The following is a 16,412-nucleotide window of genomic DNA, read 5'->3' as shown; positions in this document are numbered from 1 at the left end:
ACCCCGTGCCTCAGCGCACCCGGGGTGCGGCCCGCATGCCGATGTAGACGCACCCGGTGCCGTCGGGCAGCGTCGAGAACACCACGGGCATCCACTCGCCCGCGAACGCGCCCATGCCGGGCACCGCGAACACGCCCGGCTCCACCGGCACGAGGTCGGTCTCGAACGGCGGCGCGAAACCGGCCATGCCGTCCACGAACGCGTAGCGCATGCGCGCGGTGCCCTCGGGCGTGCGGGTGACCGAGATCTCCACGCCTTCGCGCCGGTAGTCGCCGGTGATCTGAGCGGTGTCGAACGTGTCGGGGTGGGTGCCGGTGCCGGTGCCGGGGTCGGCGGATGGCGCGGGCGGGCCGAAGGGCGCGGGCGGGCGTACCCCGGCCAGGTCGCCGAGCAGTTCGGCGAACAGTTCCTCGTACATCCGCCGCGCGCCGCCGCCGTTGGTCAGCAGCACCGCCGCCACCCCCGCGTCGGGGAGGACCCGCAGGTAGGAGTACTGGCCGAGCGTGGCGCCGTCGTGCCCGAAGCCGGGCACCCCGGCCCAGTCGTAGAGGGTCCAGCCCAGCCCCCAGGCCGAGGAGTGGACGGTCCAGCGGTCGGGGGTGGCGGCGACCGGCCGCCGCATCGCGGCGACGGCCTCGGGGGAGAGCAGGCGGGTGCCGTCGGCGGCGGTGCCGCCGTCCAGGTGCATCCGGGCGAGCAGCAGCACGTCGGCGGCCGTGGCGCACACGCCGCCGTAGGGTCCGGCGGAGCGCGGCATGGCGGTCCACTCCGGCGCGGGCTCGGGATCCTCGCCGGGCGCGCCCAGGTGGCTCATGGCGGCGGGGAACCGCAGCACCTCCTCGGGGAGGGTGAGGGTGTGGTGCGCGCCGAGGGGGTCCAGCAGCCGGTCCCGCAGCGCCTGGTCCCACACCTGCCCGGTGACCGCCTCGGTGAGTCGGCCGAGCACCGCGTAGCCGGTGCTGCTGTAGGACACGGCGGTGCCGGGCGGGCAGTCCTGGCCCACGTCGGCGCAGGCCGCCACGTAGCGGGCCAGGCAGTCGTCGCCGCGCCCGGTGTCGAGGGTGAAGTCGCCGCTGATGCCGCTGGTGTGGCTGAGGAGCTGGCGCGGGGTGACGGCGGCGCTCGCCCGGGGGTCGGCCACCGCGAAGCCGGGCAGCACGTCGGCCACGGGGGCGTCGAGGTCCAGCGCGCCTTCCTCGGCCAGCCGCACGACCAGGGTCGCGGTGTAGACCTTCGCCACCGAGCCGAGCTGGAAGACCGAGCCGGGGGTGACGGCCACCCCGGTGTCGCGGTGCAGCACCCCCGACGCCAGTTCGTGCACACGGCCCTCGGCGAGGACCCCGAGGGTGGCACCGGGCACGCGATGGGCCGCGCGCAGATCGTCAAGGCGGGCCTGCCAGTGGGCGGGATCGAAGGCCATGGTCGCTCCTATGCGAACAGTGTTCCGTTGGTGCGAACACCGTACCCGTTGCGAACGTTGTTCGCAACGCTCGTTGGCGAGGGGCGAGGGGCGAGGGGCGAGGGGCGAGGGGGCAAGGGGGAAGGGGAGGGGCGTCGTCCAGCGGGACGGATGGTCGAGGTGGCGATGGGGCGGCGACGGCAGCGGGTGGTCCGGGCGGGTGATCACCGGGCCGCGCCTCGGTGGCGGGGGCGGCGTCGGGAGCGGCGAGGGCGGCCGGTGGTCCGGGCGGGTGATCACCGGGCCGCTCACCAGTGGCGGGGCGGGCGACGGGGCACCGAGGCCAGGCGTGGGTCCGGGCGGGCGGTGGTCGGTCGGCGGGGCGGGTGGCCGGGGTCGCGACGGGGCGGCGAGGGCGGCCGGTGGCCTAGGTGCGCGATCATCGGGCCGCCCGGCGGTGGTTGGAGTGGGCGACGGGCGGCGACGCGACCGGTGGTCCGGGCGGGCGGGCGGTCGTCGGTCGGCGCGGCCGGGAGTGGGTCGCGCTGCGAGAAGGGCTGGGCTCGCCCCAGGCGGCTCAGCGAGGCGGTCGATTCGAGGCCGAGAAGGAAACTCGCATGTCGACGGTATACAAGGAGGTGCTTTGTGGAGTCTTGTCCTTTTCATCCTTCCGCGGCGCCGTCCCAGGGGTGCTCGAAGGCGTGCGCGGAGGCCCAAATGATCACATGGTGAGACGCGGGGACGCGTGCCAAGCCGTTTTGACTGTTATGCCGGTTTTCCTGGCCGACGAAAGTGCTCTTCCCTTCAAAATGGCGAAGCGTAGGCGCATCTCGTGGCGAAAGAGGCCGTTTTCGTCTCACCATGTGAGAGCTCAAGGGGTTGGTGACCGTTCTGTCCGGTTTGGGGGCGAGGAGGTCTCTGCCAATCGCACACCAACGGCGGGAGCTGCGGCCAGGAGCCCCGGGCCCCCGCTCTCTGTCGCCCCGTCCGCCGCGCGGCCGCCGCCACGCCGGGCCGGTCCCGCCCGGACTGGCCATCCGCTGCCGTCGCCGCCCCGTCGCCTACCCCAACCATCCGCCGCGCTGCACGGGAACCGCTTGCCCGCGTCCCTGGCCGCCGTTGCTGCCCCCGTTGCCCACCCCAGCCGCCGAGGCGCGGCCCGGTGATCGCCCGCCCTGGCCACCCGCCGCCGTCGCTGCCCCGTCACCACGCCAACCCGTCGCCTCGCTGGCCGATGACCGCGCGCCCGGACCCGCGCCCGCCCTCGGCGCCTCGTTGCCCACCCGAGCCGCCGAGGCGCTGTCCGGTGATCGCCCGCCCCAGCCATCCGCCGCCGCCGGTGAGCTGCGCTGGGTGGCTGGCCACCCTGCGACACTTCTCGCCCCTCGAACCTCCTCGAAGATCTAGGGTGGGTGGCGCCGCCGCCGGAAGGGAGTGCCATGTCAGGCCAGGAGCCGCCGATTCCCTCGGTGTGGGCACGCCCACGACGGGGACGCGCCCAGCCCGGTCTGAGTCGGGACCAGATCGTGTCCGCCGCCGTGGAGCTGCTCGACGCCGAAGGCGTCGAGGCGCTGAGCATGCGCCGACTGGGCACCGCCCTGGGCGCCGGGGCCGCCTCCCTCTACCGGCATGTTGCGGGCAAGGACGAGCTGATCGAACTGGTCGTGGACCGCTTCTACGGCGAACTGGCGGTGCCCGACCCCGCCGACGGCGCGCACTGGCGCGACGCCATCACCGCCTGCGCGCGCGACCTGCGCGCCGCCGCGCTGCGGCACCCGTGGGTGGTCGCCGTGCACGGCCAGGCGGGGCTGTCCCAGCTCGGCCCCAACCTCGCGCGCTTCTCCGAAGGCGTGCTCGCGGTCTTCGAGGCGGCCGGGTTCGACCTGGAGGAGGCCGACCGCGCGATGAGCGTGGTGCTGCCCTTCGTCATCGGCATGGTCTCCAGCGAGGCAGCCTGGCTGTCGGTGGTCCGGCGCGGCGGGATGGACGAGAAGGCGGCGGCCGACCGGCTGTGGGCCGTCACCCAGGAGGCCATGCGCGACCACCCCCGCCTGCTCGCCGTCTACGCGGGCCAGCGCGGCACCGACAGCGGCCGGGTCGTCGACGCCTACTTCGACTACGGCCTCGACCGGCTCCTGGACGGCCTGGCGGCGCGGCTGCCCGCCGACCCGGCCCAGTCCACCGGACCCGCCGAGCCCGCCGAGCCCGCCGAGCGTGCCGAACCCGCCCGCCCCGGCGGTTGCGCCGACTGACGCCCCGCGCGCCCCTGCCCGCCGAGCTCGGCTCGGCGTAGCCTCATAGGGGATGCGGCGGGGACAGCGGCGGGCGGGCGGCATCCGCGGCCGATAGGCGGGTAGCACTCATCGGACGCGGATCCGGCGGGCGGCGCCGGACGACGGTGAACGAGGAGCGCGACATGGTCCTTCGGCAGACTCTCCTGGCGGCATCGGGAAGCGACCGGCTGCGCACCCTAGTGGCGGGCACCCGGGTCACCCGCGGCGTCGTGGACCGGTTCGTGGCGGGCGAGCGCGCCGAGGACGCCGTGCGCGCGGCGGGCGAGCTGGCGGAGTACGACCTGCTGTCCTCCATCGACCACCTCGGCGAGGACGCCGACCACCCGGCCCGCACCGAGGACGTCACCAAGGGCTACCTCCGGCTGCTGCGGCTGCTGGACGACTCCGGGCTGACCTCCTGGGCCGAGGTGTCGGTCAAGCCCACCGCCATGGGCCTGGGGCTGGGCGAGGAGGGCGAGACCCTGGCCGTCGAGAACCTGGGCCGCATCTGCGCCGCCGCCGCCGAGGTCGGCACCACCGTCACCGTCGACATGGAGGCCGCCCGGAACGTCCCCGCGACCCTGCGCGTGGTCGCCCGGCTGCGCGCCCGCTACCCGTGGGTGGGCTGCGTGCTCCAGTCCTACCTGCACCGCACCGAGGGAGACACCGCCGCCGTGGCCGCCGAGCCGGGCGCGCGCGTGCGGCTGTGCAAGGGCGCCTACGCGGCCGAGCGCGGCAGCGCCTACACCGACCGGCGCGAGGTCGACGCCGCGTTCGTGCGCTCGCTGCGCCGCCTGATGACCAGCCGGGCCTACCCCATGGTGGCCACCCACGACTCCCGGCTGATCGACATCGCCACCACGCTGGCCCGCCGCTACGGGCGCACCTACGACGACTTCGAGTACCAGATGCTCTACGGCGCCCGGCCCACCGAGCAGCGCCGCCTGGCCTCGCTGGGTGCGCGGGTGCGGGTGTACGTCCCCTACGGCACCGACTGGTACGGCTACCTGGTGCGGCGCGTGGCCGAGCGCCCCGCCAACGCCGCCTTCGCCGCCCGCCAGGTGCTCACCCGGTACTAGCCGCGCTCGAATTCGTACTCGTACACGCGCCCTCGCCCGGACCCCGCGTCCGCGGCCCGCACTCGCCCACACCCTGACCCGCCCACACCCTCACCCGCCCCTTCACCCCTCCGTCCACAGCGCCCCAGGCCATGGATGCGGCACCCCCGCCACCTCGCTACCGTTGAAGTGACGGGAAAGGTGTGAGGACATGATCGCGATCATCGGCGGCGGCAAGATGGGCGAGGCGCTGCTCGCGGGCCTGCTGGCCACCGGCTACGAGCCCACCCAGGTGCTGGTCACCGAGCCCCACCCCGACCGCGCCGCCGAACTCCGCGAGCGCTACGGGGTGGCCCTCGCGCCGCTCGCGGACTCCGCGGCGCGCGCGTCCACCCTCGTCCTGGCCATCAAGCCCCAGGACATGGTCGACGTCCTCAACGACCTCTCCGGCCACCTGCGCGCCGACTGCCTGGTCGTCTCCATCGCCGCCGGCATCACCACCGCGCTGCTGGAGAAGCACCTGCCCGCCGACATCCCCGTGGTGCGGGCCATGCCCAACACCCCGGCGCTGGTGGGCAAGGGCATGACCGCCATCGCGGCCGGCTCCCACACCGGCGACGCCCAGCTCGACCACGCCGAGTCCCTGCTGCGCTCGGTCGGCGACGTCGTGCGGGTGCCCGAGCACCACATGGACACCGTCACCGCGCTCTCGGGCAGCGGCCCGGCTTACTTCTACTTCATCGCCGAGACCATGATCGAGGCCGGCGTCGCCATGGGCATGACCCGCGCCGCCGCCCGGAAGCTGGTCACGCAGACCATCACCGGCGCCGCCGAGATGCTCGCCGACCCCGACAACCATCCCGTGGTGCTGCGCGAGGCCGTCACCTCGCCGGGGGGCACCACCGCCGCGGCGGTGCGGGAACTGGAGCGCCACGGCGTGCGCACCGCCTTCACCGAGGCCCTTGAGGCCGCCCGCGACCGCAGCCGCCGGCTGTCCGAGGGGTGAGGGGGGCGGTGAGCCGCGGCCCCGACGCCCGCGCGCCCGCCGCCCGTTGACTAGGCTGGAGCCGCGGGTGACGCCGCACACACCACCCCGCGTGCTCGGCACGCACGCGACCCAACGGCCGGGAGGGCACATGGCCTGTTCACTGCACGTCGCCTGGGACGACGGGCTGACCTCCTACAACTTCGGCCCCGACCACCCGATGGCGCCGGTGCGCGTCGAACTCACCATGGCGCTCAGCCGCGAGTTCGGCATCTTCGACCGCCCCGGTGTCACGCTGATCGACGGCGTCGAACCCGCCTCCGACGACCTCCTCCAGCTCGTCCACGCCCCCGACTACATCGAGGCCGTCAAGCGCGCCGGCAAGACTTTGGAGCCCGACGACCCCTACTGCCTGGGCACCTCCGACAACCCCGTCTTCCCCGACATGCACGACGCCTCGGCGCTCGTCGCCGGCGCGTCGGTGCGGGCCGCGGCCGCCGTGTGGAACGGGGAGTCCGCCCACGCCGCCAACATCGCCGGCGGGCTGCACCACGCCATGCCGCGCCACGCGTGGGGCTTCTGCGTCTACAACGACGCCGCCCTGGCCATCGCCTGGCTGCTGGAGCAGGGCGCCAAGCGCGTGGCCTACGTCGACGTCGACGTCCACCACGGCGACGGCGTGCAGGCGATGTTCTACAACGACCCCCGCGTCCTCACCATCAGCCTCCACGAGTCGCCCGTCACCCTGTTCCCCGGCACCGGCCGCCCCACCGAGACCGGCGGCCCCGGCGCCGAGGGCTACGCCGTCAACGTCGCCCTGCCCGCCGGCACCAACGACGCCCGCTGGCTGCGCGCCTTCGAGGCCGTCGTGCCGCCGGTGCTGCGCGAGTTCCAGCCCGAGGTGCTGGTCACCCAGCAGGGCGCCGACACCCACGCCCTGGACCCCCTGGCCAACCTCGTCCTCAGCCTCGACGGCCAGCGGCGCACCTACGCCGCCCTGCACCGCCTGGCGCGCGAGACCGCCGGCGGGCGCTGGCTGCTGCTGGGCGGCGGCGGCTACGAACTCGTGCAGGTCGTGCCGCGCGCCTGGACCCACCTGCTGGCCGAAGCCTCCGGCGGCCAGGTCGACCCCGCCCTGGCCACCCCCGACTCCTGGCGGGCGTTCGTGCGCGAGCGCACCGGCGAACTCCCGCCGCTGTACATGACCGACGGCCGCGACCCCGAGTTCACCCCGTTCGAGGACGGCTTCGACCCCGAGGACCCCGTCGACCAGGCCATCCAGGCCACCCGCCGGGCGGTGTTCCCCAGCCACGGCATGGACCCCAGCCTGTGATCCGCCGCCCGGCGGCGCGCCGCAGCGCTCCGCCGCCGGGCGACGGACCCGCTCCGGGTTTCGGTCCGCCGGCGCGCGGGCGTCCGCGCGTCCCCAATCCGCCGCACCCGTCCGCAACCGCGCCGCACCCGTCCCGCGCGCACCCTGTGCCCCGTGCGCACCGTGCGCCCGCCCCGCGCGGTACCCCCGCGTTCAGCCGATGGACAGCGGTGTTCCGAGTTGAATTCGTCATGAAGAGGGTATGACGCCCTTTTGGATCGTCCGTGGCCGCCACGGGTCCCGCGCCGCACCGGGTCGCGGGCGGCGCGCCGTCGCATCGGAGGGGAAGGGGATCGTGGTGCAGCCGCCCTCGCGCGCCGAACTCGTCGCCTATCTCGTGCGGACCGGAATCGCCGGGCACGTCGACACACCGCGGCAGAACAACCTGCGCCACTACCGGCGGCTGTGCCAGAAGGACCCCTACTACCAGTTCGGCCTCACCTTCGACCACGAGTGGTCGTTCCCCGAGGTGCTCGACCTCATGGCCAAGCGCTGCGGGGTGGTGGCCGACCACGGGCACCAGTGGGGCATCGACACCATCGACCCCGACCGCACCGTCGACGCGCTCGACGCCGTCGCCGACCGCCTGGCCGAGGCCGCCGCCCGCCGCCAGCGGGTGATGTTCGCCACCGGCCACCCCAAGAGCCTCGCCGACACCTACCGCCTCTGGAAGTCCGCCCTGGAGGCCCGCGGCTGCGAGGTGGTCACCGGCGGCGCCGGCTACACCTACGACGTCGCCACCGAGCACCCGCCCAGCCGGCGGGTGCTCGTCTGGAAGGACGGTGTCGGGTTCGTCATGGACGGCGGCACCCCCCGGCACAGCCACCACCCCTTCGCCATGCGCGCGGCGCTGGCCGACCTCGCCGAGAAAGGCCAGGAGTGGCCGCAGTTGGTCGTCGCCGACCACGGATTCGCCGGCGCCGCCGGCGAGGCCGGCGTCCCCACAATCGGATTTGCGGATTGCAACGATCCCGCATTGTTCCTGGCCGAATGCGAGGGAAAACTGCTCACAACGGTTCCCCTGGACGACGGATACCCGCCCCGCGAATACCGGCCATTGGCCGCATATGTGCTGCACCGCGCCGGCCTCGACTAGCGGCCATCTGCGGCGCGACCCGGGTACCCACTTCCTAAACCTCACGCGGCCCCCCGACTCTCATGTAGCCACAGGGACAGCAAAACCGCCCTTTCAAAGCGGTGGGCCCGGACCTACTCTGAAACCGGACGTGTCAGCAGTTACCGAAGAACACTCCGGCGCGGCGTTGGGGTCAAGGCGCCGGATGACAGAGGCTGGGACATCTACGCTCACGTCCGGAAGTGAGGGCGTCGGAGAATGAACGTGAAGGCACCCCTTGACGAGGTCCGGTTCCTGACCGTGGCCGAAGTCGCCACGATCATGCGTGTTTCCAAGATGACCGTCTACCGAATGGTGCACTCCGGTGTGCTCCCCGCGATCCGCGTGGGTCGCTCCTACCGCGTGCCCGAACGCGCCGTGCACGACTACCTCCGCGAGGCATTCGTCGAGGCCGGGTAGTCACAACGGCGCCACCCGATCGGGGCGGTGAAACCCCGCCCATCGCCCCTCGGGTGGGCACGAGGCGTCGGACCGGCGGGCGCGCGGAGCGGGCGCGCCCCCCTCCGCCTCGGGGCGCCGGTGGCCGCGGCCATGCGTCTACTACACTTCGTCGTTGACGCATGTTGCCGCTTACCGCCCCTTGCCACCTCGCGTTCTAGGTTGACGCCCATGCCCTGGAAGACCACGCCCGCGCGCGTCCGCTCCGCCGCCGCGGCCACGGCGCTGCTGCTCCTGCTGACCGGCTGCGCCGGCGGCTTCAGCGGCGACGGCTCCTCCGGCGGCTCCGGCTCCCAGGACGACCGCTACATCGAGGGCGACGGCTCCAGCACCTCCTTCGCGCCCGCCGACCGGGAGCCCGCGCCCGAGGTCAGCGGCGAGACCCTCGAAGGCGACCCCGTCGACCTCGCCGACTACCGCGGCCACGTCCTGGTCGTCAACTTCTGGGCGAGCTGGTGCGGCCCGTGCCGCTCGGAGACCCCCGTCCTCAACGAGGTCTACACCGAGCACAAGGACGACGGCCTGCGCTTCCTCGGCGTCAACATCAAGGACAACAGCACCGCCGCCGCGGCCTTCCAGGAGAACCAGGAGGTCGCCTACCCCAGCCTCTTCGACCAGCCGGGCGCGGTGCCCCAGGCGTTCCGTGACACCGTGCCGCCCGCCGCGATCCCCTCCACCCTGGTGCTGGACCGCGAGGGCCGCATCGCCGCCCGCGTCATCGGCGAGACCGGCTACAACGAGCTGACCGGCCTGGTCGAGACCGTGCTGGCCGAGGACGGCGGCGGCGCCGGCTCCGGCGACTCCGCGGACTCCGCATGATCGCCGACACCGTCCTCCACGGCTCCCTGCTCCTGGCCGTCCCGCTCGCCCTGGCCGCCGGCCTGGCGTCGTTCCTGTCGCCGTGCGTGCTGCCGCTGGTGCCCGGCTACCTCTCCTACGTCACCGGCATGACCGGCGCCGACCTCGCCGCGCGCCGCCGCGCCCACGCCGCCGCCCTGGGGCCAGGCGCCCCCGAACCCACCGCCGACGACGTCCTGGCGGCCCGGCGCGGCACCATGCTCGCGGGCAGCCTGCTGTTCATCGCCGGGTTCAGCGCGGTGTTCGTCACCGCCGGCGTGTTCGTCGGCGGCATCGGCGGCCTGCTCCTGGACCACGCCGACGTCCTCACCCGCGTGCTGGGCGTGGTCACGGTGGTGCTGGGCCTGATGTTCATGGGGGTCGTGCCCGGCCTCAACCGCGACCTGCGCATCCACCGGCTGCCCAGCGCGGGCCTGGCCGGCGCGCCGCTGCTGGGCGTGGTGTTCGGGCTGGGCTGGACGCCCTGCATCGGCCCCACCCTGGCCGCCGTGCAGACGCTGGCCTTCACCGAGGGCAGCGCCGCGCGCGGCGCCCTGCTCTCCCTGGTCTACTGCGTGGGCCTGGGGCTGCCGTTCGTCGCCGCGGCGCTGCTGTACCGGCGCGCGCTGGGCGCGTTCGCCCGCCTCAAGCGGCACTACCGCGCCATCACCGCCGCCGGGGGCGCGATGCTGGTCGCGGTGGGGCTGCTGCTGGCGACCGGACTCTGGACCGATCTCACCGCCCTTCTCCAGGGCTGGGTGGCCGACTACACGACGGTGATATAGCAGTGCCCACCGAATCCGCATCCGCCACCGCGCCCGGCACCGCCGCGCCACGCCCGCCCCGCGACCGCCCCGAGGCGCCGCGCCTGTCGGCCCTGGGCTGGGCGCGCTGGGCCTGGCGCATCCTCACCTCGATGCGCACGGCGCTGATCCTGCTGTTCCTGCTGGCCGTGGGCGCCATCCCCGGCTCGATGCTGCCCCAGCGCGGCGTCAGCGTCGAGCAGGTGCGCAACTACTTCCTGGAGCACCCCGACCTCGCGCCCTGGCTGGACCGGTTCTACCTCTTCGACGTCTACTCCTCGCCCTGGTACGCGGCGATCTACCTGCTGCTGTTCGTGTCGCTGACCGGCTGCGTGCTGCCGCGCGCCGCCGCGCACTACCGCGCCATGCGGGCGCGCCCGCCCCGGACCCCGCGCAACCTGGAGCGCATGCCCTACTCGGCGACGTTCACCACCGCCGCGCCGCCCGAGCGGGTGGTGGAGGCCGCCCGCGCGCTGCTGCGGCGCCACCGGATCGACACCGCCGAGGAGCCGGGGGGCGCCCGGGCGCTGGCGGCCGAGACCGGCTACCTGCGCGAGACCGGAAACGTGCTGTTCCACCTGGCCCTGCTGGCACTGCTGATCGCCCTGGGCGCGGGCTCGTTCCTGGGCTACCGCGGCAACATGCTGGTGGTCGAGGGCGACGGTTTCGCCAACACGCTGACCTCCTACGACGCGTTCTTCCCGGGCACCGCCGTGGACGAGGGCGACCTCCAGCCGTTCTCCTTCACCGTCGAGGAGTTCCAGGCCAGCTTCATCGAGGAGGGCGACCTCAGCGGCCAGGCCGCCGCGTTCTCCGCCGACCTGTCCTACCGGGCCGCGCCCGACGCGCCCGAGCAGCGCCACCACCTCGCGGTCAACCACCCGCTGTCGGTGGACGGCGCCCAGGTCTACCTCCTCGGCCACGGCTACGCGCCGGAGTTCCGCGTCACCAACGCCGAGGGCGACGTGGTGTTCGACCAGCCGGTGCCCTTCATCGCCCGCGAGGAGACCGCGTTCACCTCCGACGGCGTGATCAAGGTCCCCGACGCCGGCGAGGAGCAGTTGGGCTTCACGGCGGTGTTCCTGCCCTCGGCCGCCGAAGGGTCCGACGGCGAACTCGTCTCGACCTTCCCCGACCCCCGCAACCCGGTCGTCACGCTCACCGGCTACCAGGGCGACCTGGGCATGGACGACGGCCGGTCGCAGTCGGTGTACCAGCTCTACACCGACGACATGCGCGAACTGGGCGAGTCGCCGGAGCTGTCGCCCGGCGACACCTGGGAGCTGCCCGACGGCGCCGGAACGGTGACCTTCACCGGCTACCGCGACTACATCAGCATGCAGGTCAACAGCGACCCCTCGCGGGTGCCCGCGCTGGCGGCGGCCGCCACGGCGGTCCTGGGCCTGCTGGCCACCCTGTTCGTGCGCCCGCGCCGCGCCTGGGTGCGCGCCCGGCCGAGTGAGGACGGGCGTACGGTGGTCGAGGTCGCCGGGCTGAGCAAGACGGAGAACGCGGCGCTGACCGCCGAGTTCCACCGGTTCGCCACCTCGCTGAGAGACCGACTGCGGGAGACCCCCGCCACCGACACAGGCACGAAGGAGTAGCCGGTGGAGCACACGCTCGCCGCCGAGACAGCGGTGGACACCAACCTCGCCGCGGTCAGCGACTCGCTGATCATCGCGATGATCGTGGCCTACGCGATCGCGCTGTTCCTGTTCGCCGTGGAGGCGGCCTACGGGCGGCGCCGGCGCCTGCGCGCCAACCGGCTGATGCCGGCGGGCGCCGCCGCGGCGCGGGGCGCGGCCGAGCCCGCCGCCGTGGGCGCCGCCGGGTCCGCGGGCGCCGCGGGCTCCGGCGCGGCGCCGGGCACCGGCGGCATGGCCGACCTCGACGCCGAGGACGACATGCGGGTGCGGATGCGCCGCGAGGAGCCCGAGCCCAGCGCCGCCCAGCACGTGGTGGGGCGTATCGCGCTGGTGGTGACCGCGCTGGGCCTGCTGCTCAACGCCGGCCAGATCGCCACGCGCGGCATGGCGGCCGACCGCTGGCCGTGGGGCAACATGTTCGAGTTCGTGGTGGCGATCTGCCTGTGCAGCGTCGCCGCGTTCCTCTACGCCGCGATCCGCTACCAGGCGCGGTTCCTGGGCACGTTCGTGCTGCTGCCGGTGCTGGTGCTGCTGGGGATCGCCGCGCGCTGGCTCTACAGCGAGGCCGGGCCGGTCATCCCCGCGCTGCACTCCTACTGGATCGCCATCCACGTGTCGGCCGCGATCATCGCCACCGGCGGGTTCATGGTGGCGGGCGCGGGCGCCATCGCCTACCTGATGGCGCGGCGCACCGAGATCCGCCGAGCGGCGGGGGAGCGGGTCAGCGGGGTGGCCGCCAAGCTGCCCGACTCCGAGCTGCTGGACCGGGTCTCCCACCGCTTCATCGTGCTGGCGTTCCCGCTGTGGACGTTCGCGATCATCGCGGGCGCGGTGTGGGCCGACGAGGCGTGGGGCCGGTTCTGGGGCTGGGACCCCAAGGAGGTGTGGTCGTTCATCACCTGGGTGGCCTACGCCGCCTACCTGCACGCCCGCGCCACCGCCGGGTGGCGCGGCAGCAAGGCCACCTGGATCGGGCTGATCGGGTTTGGCTGCCTGCTGTTCAACTTCTTCGCGGTGAACTACCTGTTCAGCGGGCTGCACAGCTACGCCTGAGCCCGGCGCCGCGCCCCCGGGCGCGCGTCGACACCTACAAAAGCGAACGTGCGGGCCGCCCCGGTCGGGGGCGGCCCGCACGTGTGTGCGCGGTGTGCGGCGCTAGTCCTCGGGGTTGATGCGCCGGTTCAGCATGCGCAGGAACTCCGGGTCGTCGTCGGGGCCGCGCGGGATGTCGCGCGGTGACGTGTCCTCGAAGTCCGCCGGGTCCAGGTGCTCCAGCGAGGGGTCCTCGACGGGCGGGTCCAGCGGCTCCGGGGTGTTCCGGGGCCGGCCGAGGAAGATCCACAGTAGCGGGCCGACCGGCGTGAACAGCACGATGATGATCAGCCACAGGATCTTCGGCAGATTGCGCACCTCGGCGGCGGGAGCGGTGAGCGCGTCGAAGAACGCGTACACCCAGAGCACGATCGTGAGCAGCGTGATAAGGCCAGCGAGCCACACCATGGTTTCAGCCTATCCGGGATCGTTTCCGAACGCGCCGGAACGAATTGGCCCGGTGGCCACGCGGGAGCGGGATGCTCCGTCGCCCCGGCGCATGCGCGAGACGAGGATCCCGGTGGCGGTGGACGGGCGCGTCGCCGCGAGGGGCTCCGACGAGCGGGCGGCCTACGGGTGCCCGGTTCAGGGCGTGGACTCGGTTGGCTCTCCATGGAGTAGGGCGCGGACTTCGGACTCGCGGAACCGGCGGTGACCGCCGGGTGTGCGGATGCTGCTGATCCGTCCCGAGGCGGCCCACCGAGTCACGGTCTTGGGGTCGACTCGGAAGAGGGATGCCACCTCTCCAGGGGTCAGCAAGCGTTCGCTTCCTCTTTCCACCTTCACAATCCCCCTTCGGGCCCGCCAAGTGTGTTTGGGGGAGGCGGGCGTTTGCTCCCCTAGTGTGCATGAGTTAGTCCGTTTCCTCCCTAGTTTTCGTAAAAACAGAGAGGAACAGGTGGCGAGTGCGCGATATGTGACCGGAACGTAACCTTCATTTCGGAGTGCCGGATTCGGAGGTCCCATCATCGGTATGGCCCTTCCGACCGCAGCGGCTCCACGTCCTCCCGCCGGGGGCGGATCCAGGCGCCGCCGACCAGCCCTTACCCTGGCAAGGACGGGGCGGAGGCGCCCGCACGCCACCTCAAGCGGGCGGTCGCACACCGGTGATCGCCGGCCGCGCGCCGCGCCCACGTCTCAATCTATTGCCGATTGATCCGTTGTGAGGCGGTTTTCATGCGTAGCGTCGTCGCCTACACCGCAGCCCGGCTGCTGCTGTTCGCGGTGGCCTTCGGAGTCCTGTACCTCCTGGGCGCCCGGGGCCTGCTGGCCGCCGCCCTCGCGGTGCTGATCAGCGGCATGGTGAGCTACGTGCTCCTGGCCCGCCAGCGGGACGCCGTGTCGGCCGTCATCGCCGGAGGCATCGCCAACATGCGCGGAATCGGCGACCGCCTGGAGGCCGGAGCCGCCAAGGAGGACGCCGCCCAGGCGGCGGCGAAGGCCGCCGCAGCAGAGGCGGGGGAGCCCGGCGCGACCGCCGGCGGCAGTGGGGCGGAGGAGGAGCAGGGGGTCCAGGAGCGCCCTGAGAGCCCGGAGCGCCTCGCGGACGGCCCGGCCGTCCGGGGCGGCGCGGAGGGTGCCGCCGACGCTCCTGAGAGCGCGTCCAGCGCGTCGAGCGCCCCGGGCGCGACCGCAGCGGCGACCGAGCCCGCCGAGCGCTGACCCGCAGGGCCGCCCGGTCGCCCGGACCACCTGGGCGGCCTCGGAAGCGCCGGGGAGACCGCCCGGACCGCCGGAACCGACGAGCCGACTCCGTCGGCCGCAAGTGTTCGGAAAGCGCTCACCGGTACGGATCGCGGACTTCTGCCGCGAAGGCGTTCCATCGCGCGAGGTGAAAACGCGGACCCCCGTCCACATCAGGCGCCTGCCATTCGTCCCTGTGCTGAAAAAGCGCGTCCTTCACTCACGAAAAAGGGCGCAGCGAACAGAGCGGACGTCCTGTGCGCGGTTCGTCTTCCGGCGATGGATTCCCCGTCCGGCTGAGCTGCGGAAATTCCTCATGTGGCATTGTGAATCGGCAAAGCACTGAACCGGGCCGCGCGTATACATCCGACGACGGCCTTTCCCGCGCGGGGCTGAAAGCGGCATCGGGGTGCGCCCTGAATCCATGCCGCCGGTGAATCCGCACCGGGCGCCAACGGGAATCGGGCCGGTCGGGCTCGGCGGGTCGCGGACTCAGGAAGCCTCGGCGGCGAGCCCGACGCCGCTGCCTACCTCGTCGGCGTCGGCCGCCGCCAGGACGGCGCTGATCAGGCCGGGGAAGCGCGCCTCCAGGTCCGCGCGCCGCAGCCGCACGTAGCAGCGGGTCCCCTCCTGGCGGGTGCGGGTCACCCCCGCGTCGCGCAGTACCCGCAGGTGGTGGCTGAGCGTCGACTTGGCCACCGGCGCCCGGAGTTCCCCCCACCCGCGCTCGCCGCCGTCGGCCAGCACCCGCAGCAGTCCGATGCGCACGGGGTCGCTGAGCGCCGCCATCACCTCGGTCAGGGCCACGTCCTCTGTCGCCGGGTGGTGCGCTCGTCTCATGCCGCCATGCTAGCTTGTTCGACATTCGACGAACATCGAACAAGGGGGATGTGTTGACCACACCGCCGTACCACGATCAGCGCGGGCAGGGGCTCTTCGGCGGCCGCGTCGCGATCGTCACCGGAGCCGGTTCAGGTATCGGCCGCGCCACCGCGATAGCCCTGGCCCGTGCCGGAGCCCGCGTCCTGGGTGTGGGACGCCGCCCCGAGGCGTTGCAGGCCACCGCCGCCCAGCACCCCGGCATCGAGATCCACCCGGCCGACCTGCGCTCCGCCCACGCCCCCGCCGAGGTCGCCGAGGCAGCCGTCGCCGCCTGGGGCCGTATCGACCTGCTCGTCAACAACGCCGGTGCCACGGCGATGATGCCGTTGGCCGACACCGAGGCGGCCCGCGTCAACGACCTGTTCGCGCTCAACGTCACCGCGCCCAGCCTCCTGGCCGCCGCCGCCCTGCCGCACCTCCGCCGACGGCGCGGCGCGATCGTCAACGTGTCCAGCACCTACGGCCACCGGCCGCTGCCCGGCGCCGCGCACTACGCCGCCTCCAAGGCCGCCGTCGAGCACCTGACGCGCTGCTGGGCCCTGGAACTCGCGCCCGAGGGCGTGCGCGTCAACGCCCTGGCGCCGGGACCCACCGAGAGCGAGGCGCTGTCGGCGGCCGGGCTGCCCGAGGCCACCGTGCGCCGCATCAAGGAGACCGAAGCCCGCCAGATCCCGCTGGGCCGCCGGGGCGAGCCCGAGGAGGTCGCCGCATGGGTCCTCCGCCTCGCCGACCCGGGCGCCACCTGGCTCACCGGCCAGGTCCTCACCGTCGACGGCGGCCTCGACCTCACCTGAACGGCGCGGCGCCCC

Annotated in this window: 16 protein-coding genes; 12 read left to right on the top strand and 4 right to left on the bottom strand. The window is 73.5% G+C overall.

Annotated elements, in window-relative coordinates; genetic code table 11:
- Positions 1 to 10: 10 nt before the first annotated feature.
- A complete protein-coding gene (locus LG943_RS04155) occupies positions 11 to 1,420 on the bottom strand; it encodes a serine hydrolase domain-containing protein (protein ID WP_270070826.1) in 1,410 nt (469 codons plus the stop codon).
- Between the two features lie 1,505 nt (positions 1,421 to 2,925).
- On the opposite strand from LG943_RS04155, the gene LG943_RS04150 reads away from it, so the two are divergent.
- The 10 genes from LG943_RS04150 (at position 2,926) to ccsB (ending at position 12,999) form a co-directional block, all read left to right on the top strand.
- Positions 2,926 to 3,651, top strand: coding sequence for a TetR/AcrR family transcriptional regulator (locus tag LG943_RS04150; protein WP_270070825.1), 726 nt, complete (start codon positions 2,926 to 2,928; stop codon positions 3,649 to 3,651).
- A gap of 164 nt (positions 3,652 to 3,815) precedes the next feature.
- On the top strand, positions 3,816 to 4,751 hold the full coding sequence (locus tag LG943_RS04145) for a proline dehydrogenase family protein (protein WP_270070824.1): 936 nt from the start codon (positions 3,816 to 3,818) through the stop codon (positions 4,749 to 4,751).
- 190 nt (positions 4,752 to 4,941) lie between these two features.
- The gene (gene proC, locus LG943_RS04140) at positions 4,942 to 5,736 is read left to right on the top strand and encodes a pyrroline-5-carboxylate reductase (RefSeq protein ID WP_270070823.1); all 795 of its coding nucleotides are present in this window, start codon (positions 4,942 to 4,944) and stop codon (positions 5,734 to 5,736) included.
- Between the two features lie 130 nt (positions 5,737 to 5,866).
- A complete protein-coding gene (locus LG943_RS04135) occupies positions 5,867 to 7,048 on the top strand; it encodes an acetoin utilization protein AcuC (RefSeq protein ID WP_270070822.1) in 1,182 nt (393 codons plus the stop codon).
- Between the two features lie 337 nt (positions 7,049 to 7,385).
- Positions 7,386 to 8,183, top strand: coding sequence for a phosphatase (locus LG943_RS04130; RefSeq protein WP_270071008.1), 798 nt, complete (start codon positions 7,386 to 7,388; stop codon positions 8,181 to 8,183).
- A gap of 243 nt (positions 8,184 to 8,426) precedes the next feature.
- Positions 8,427 to 8,621 (top strand): helix-turn-helix domain-containing protein, encoded by a 195-nt coding sequence (locus LG943_RS04125; RefSeq protein ID WP_443729142.1) that lies wholly within the window; start codon positions 8,427 to 8,429, stop codon positions 8,619 to 8,621.
- Positions 8,622 to 8,831: 210 nt separating this feature from the next.
- Positions 8,832 to 9,479, top strand: coding sequence for a TlpA family protein disulfide reductase (locus tag LG943_RS04120; RefSeq protein ID WP_270070821.1), 648 nt, complete (start codon positions 8,832 to 8,834; stop codon positions 9,477 to 9,479).
- Entirely contained in the window at positions 9,476 to 10,282 is an 807-nt protein-coding gene (locus LG943_RS04115) for a cytochrome c biogenesis CcdA family protein (protein WP_270070820.1), read from the top strand. The genes LG943_RS04120 and LG943_RS04115 overlap by 4 nt, the downstream gene beginning before the upstream one ends.
- Entirely contained in the window at positions 10,279 to 11,904 is a 1,626-nt protein-coding gene (gene resB / locus LG943_RS04110; RefSeq protein ID WP_408648543.1) for a cytochrome c biogenesis protein ResB, read from the top strand. The genes LG943_RS04115 and resB overlap by 4 nt, the downstream gene beginning before the upstream one ends.
- A gap of 3 nt (positions 11,905 to 11,907) precedes the next feature.
- Entirely contained in the window at positions 11,908 to 12,999 is a 1,092-nt protein-coding gene (gene ccsB / locus LG943_RS04105) for a c-type cytochrome biogenesis protein CcsB (RefSeq protein ID WP_270070819.1), read from the top strand.
- A gap of 102 nt (positions 13,000 to 13,101) precedes the next feature.
- Here the strand turns inward: ccsB and LG943_RS04100 are convergent, their stop codons facing one another.
- Together LG943_RS04100 and LG943_RS04095 are read right to left on the bottom strand one after the other, a co-directional pair.
- Positions 13,102 to 13,446, bottom strand: coding sequence for a PLD nuclease N-terminal domain-containing protein (locus tag LG943_RS04100; RefSeq protein ID WP_270070818.1), 345 nt, complete (start codon positions 13,444 to 13,446; stop codon positions 13,102 to 13,104).
- Between the two features lie 177 nt (positions 13,447 to 13,623).
- Complete coding sequence (locus LG943_RS04095) at positions 13,624 to 13,824, bottom strand: BldC family transcriptional regulator (RefSeq protein WP_040275033.1); 201 nt, start codon at positions 13,822 to 13,824, stop codon at positions 13,624 to 13,626.
- 390 nt (positions 13,825 to 14,214) lie between these two features.
- On the opposite strand from LG943_RS04095, the gene LG943_RS04090 reads away from it, so the two are divergent.
- A complete protein-coding gene (locus LG943_RS04090; RefSeq protein WP_270070817.1) occupies positions 14,215 to 14,700 on the top strand; it encodes a DUF4229 domain-containing protein in 486 nt (161 codons plus the stop codon).
- Between the two features lie 513 nt (positions 14,701 to 15,213).
- Here the strand turns inward: LG943_RS04090 and LG943_RS04085 are convergent.
- Positions 15,214 to 15,561: an ArsR/SmtB family transcription factor gene (locus LG943_RS04085; protein WP_270070816.1), complete on the bottom strand. Its 348-nt coding sequence runs from the start codon at positions 15,559 to 15,561 to the stop codon at positions 15,214 to 15,216.
- Between the two features lie 53 nt (positions 15,562 to 15,614).
- Between LG943_RS04085 and LG943_RS04080 the strand changes: the two genes are divergently transcribed.
- Positions 15,615 to 16,397, top strand: coding sequence for an SDR family NAD(P)-dependent oxidoreductase (locus LG943_RS04080; RefSeq protein ID WP_270070815.1), 783 nt, complete (start codon positions 15,615 to 15,617; stop codon positions 16,395 to 16,397).
- Positions 16,398 to 16,412: the final 15 nt, after the last annotated feature.

Origin of the sequence: Streptomonospora mangrovi (assembly GCF_027604915.1) — a bacterium.
Taxonomy (GTDB): Bacteria; Actinomycetota; Actinomycetes; order Streptosporangiales; family Streptosporangiaceae; genus Streptomonospora; species Streptomonospora mangrovi.
Note: the sequence above shows the minus strand (reverse complement) of the source record. Positions and strands in the feature narration are given on the sequence as shown.

What these genes read in the sequence shown, in the direction of transcription:
- LG943_RS04155 (WP_270070826.1), bottom strand. Translation starts at nt 1,420, where the DNA reads ATGGCCTTCGATCCCGCCCACTGGCAGGCCCGCCTTGACGATCTGCGC.
- LG943_RS04145 (WP_270070824.1), top strand. Translation starts at nt 3,816, where the DNA reads ATGGTCCTTCGGCAGACTCTCCTGGCGGCATCGGGAAGCGACCGGCTG.
- proC (WP_270070823.1), top strand. Translation starts at nt 4,942, where the DNA reads ATGATCGCGATCATCGGCGGCGGCAAGATGGGCGAGGCGCTGCTCGCG.
- LG943_RS04135 (WP_270070822.1), top strand. Translation starts at nt 5,867, where the DNA reads ATGGCCTGTTCACTGCACGTCGCCTGGGACGACGGGCTGACCTCCTAC.
- LG943_RS04120 (WP_270070821.1), top strand. Translation starts at nt 8,832, where the DNA reads ATGCCCTGGAAGACCACGCCCGCGCGCGTCCGCTCCGCCGCCGCGGCC.
- LG943_RS04115 (WP_270070820.1), top strand. Translation starts at nt 9,476, where the DNA reads ATGATCGCCGACACCGTCCTCCACGGCTCCCTGCTCCTGGCCGTCCCG.
- LG943_RS04100 (WP_270070818.1), bottom strand. Translation starts at nt 13,446, where the DNA reads ATGGTGTGGCTCGCTGGCCTTATCACGCTGCTCACGATCGTGCTCTGG.
- LG943_RS04090 (WP_270070817.1), top strand. Translation starts at nt 14,215, where the DNA reads ATGCGTAGCGTCGTCGCCTACACCGCAGCCCGGCTGCTGCTGTTCGCG.
- LG943_RS04085 (WP_270070816.1), bottom strand. Translation starts at nt 15,561, where the DNA reads ATGAGACGAGCGCACCACCCGGCGACAGAGGACGTGGCCCTGACCGAG.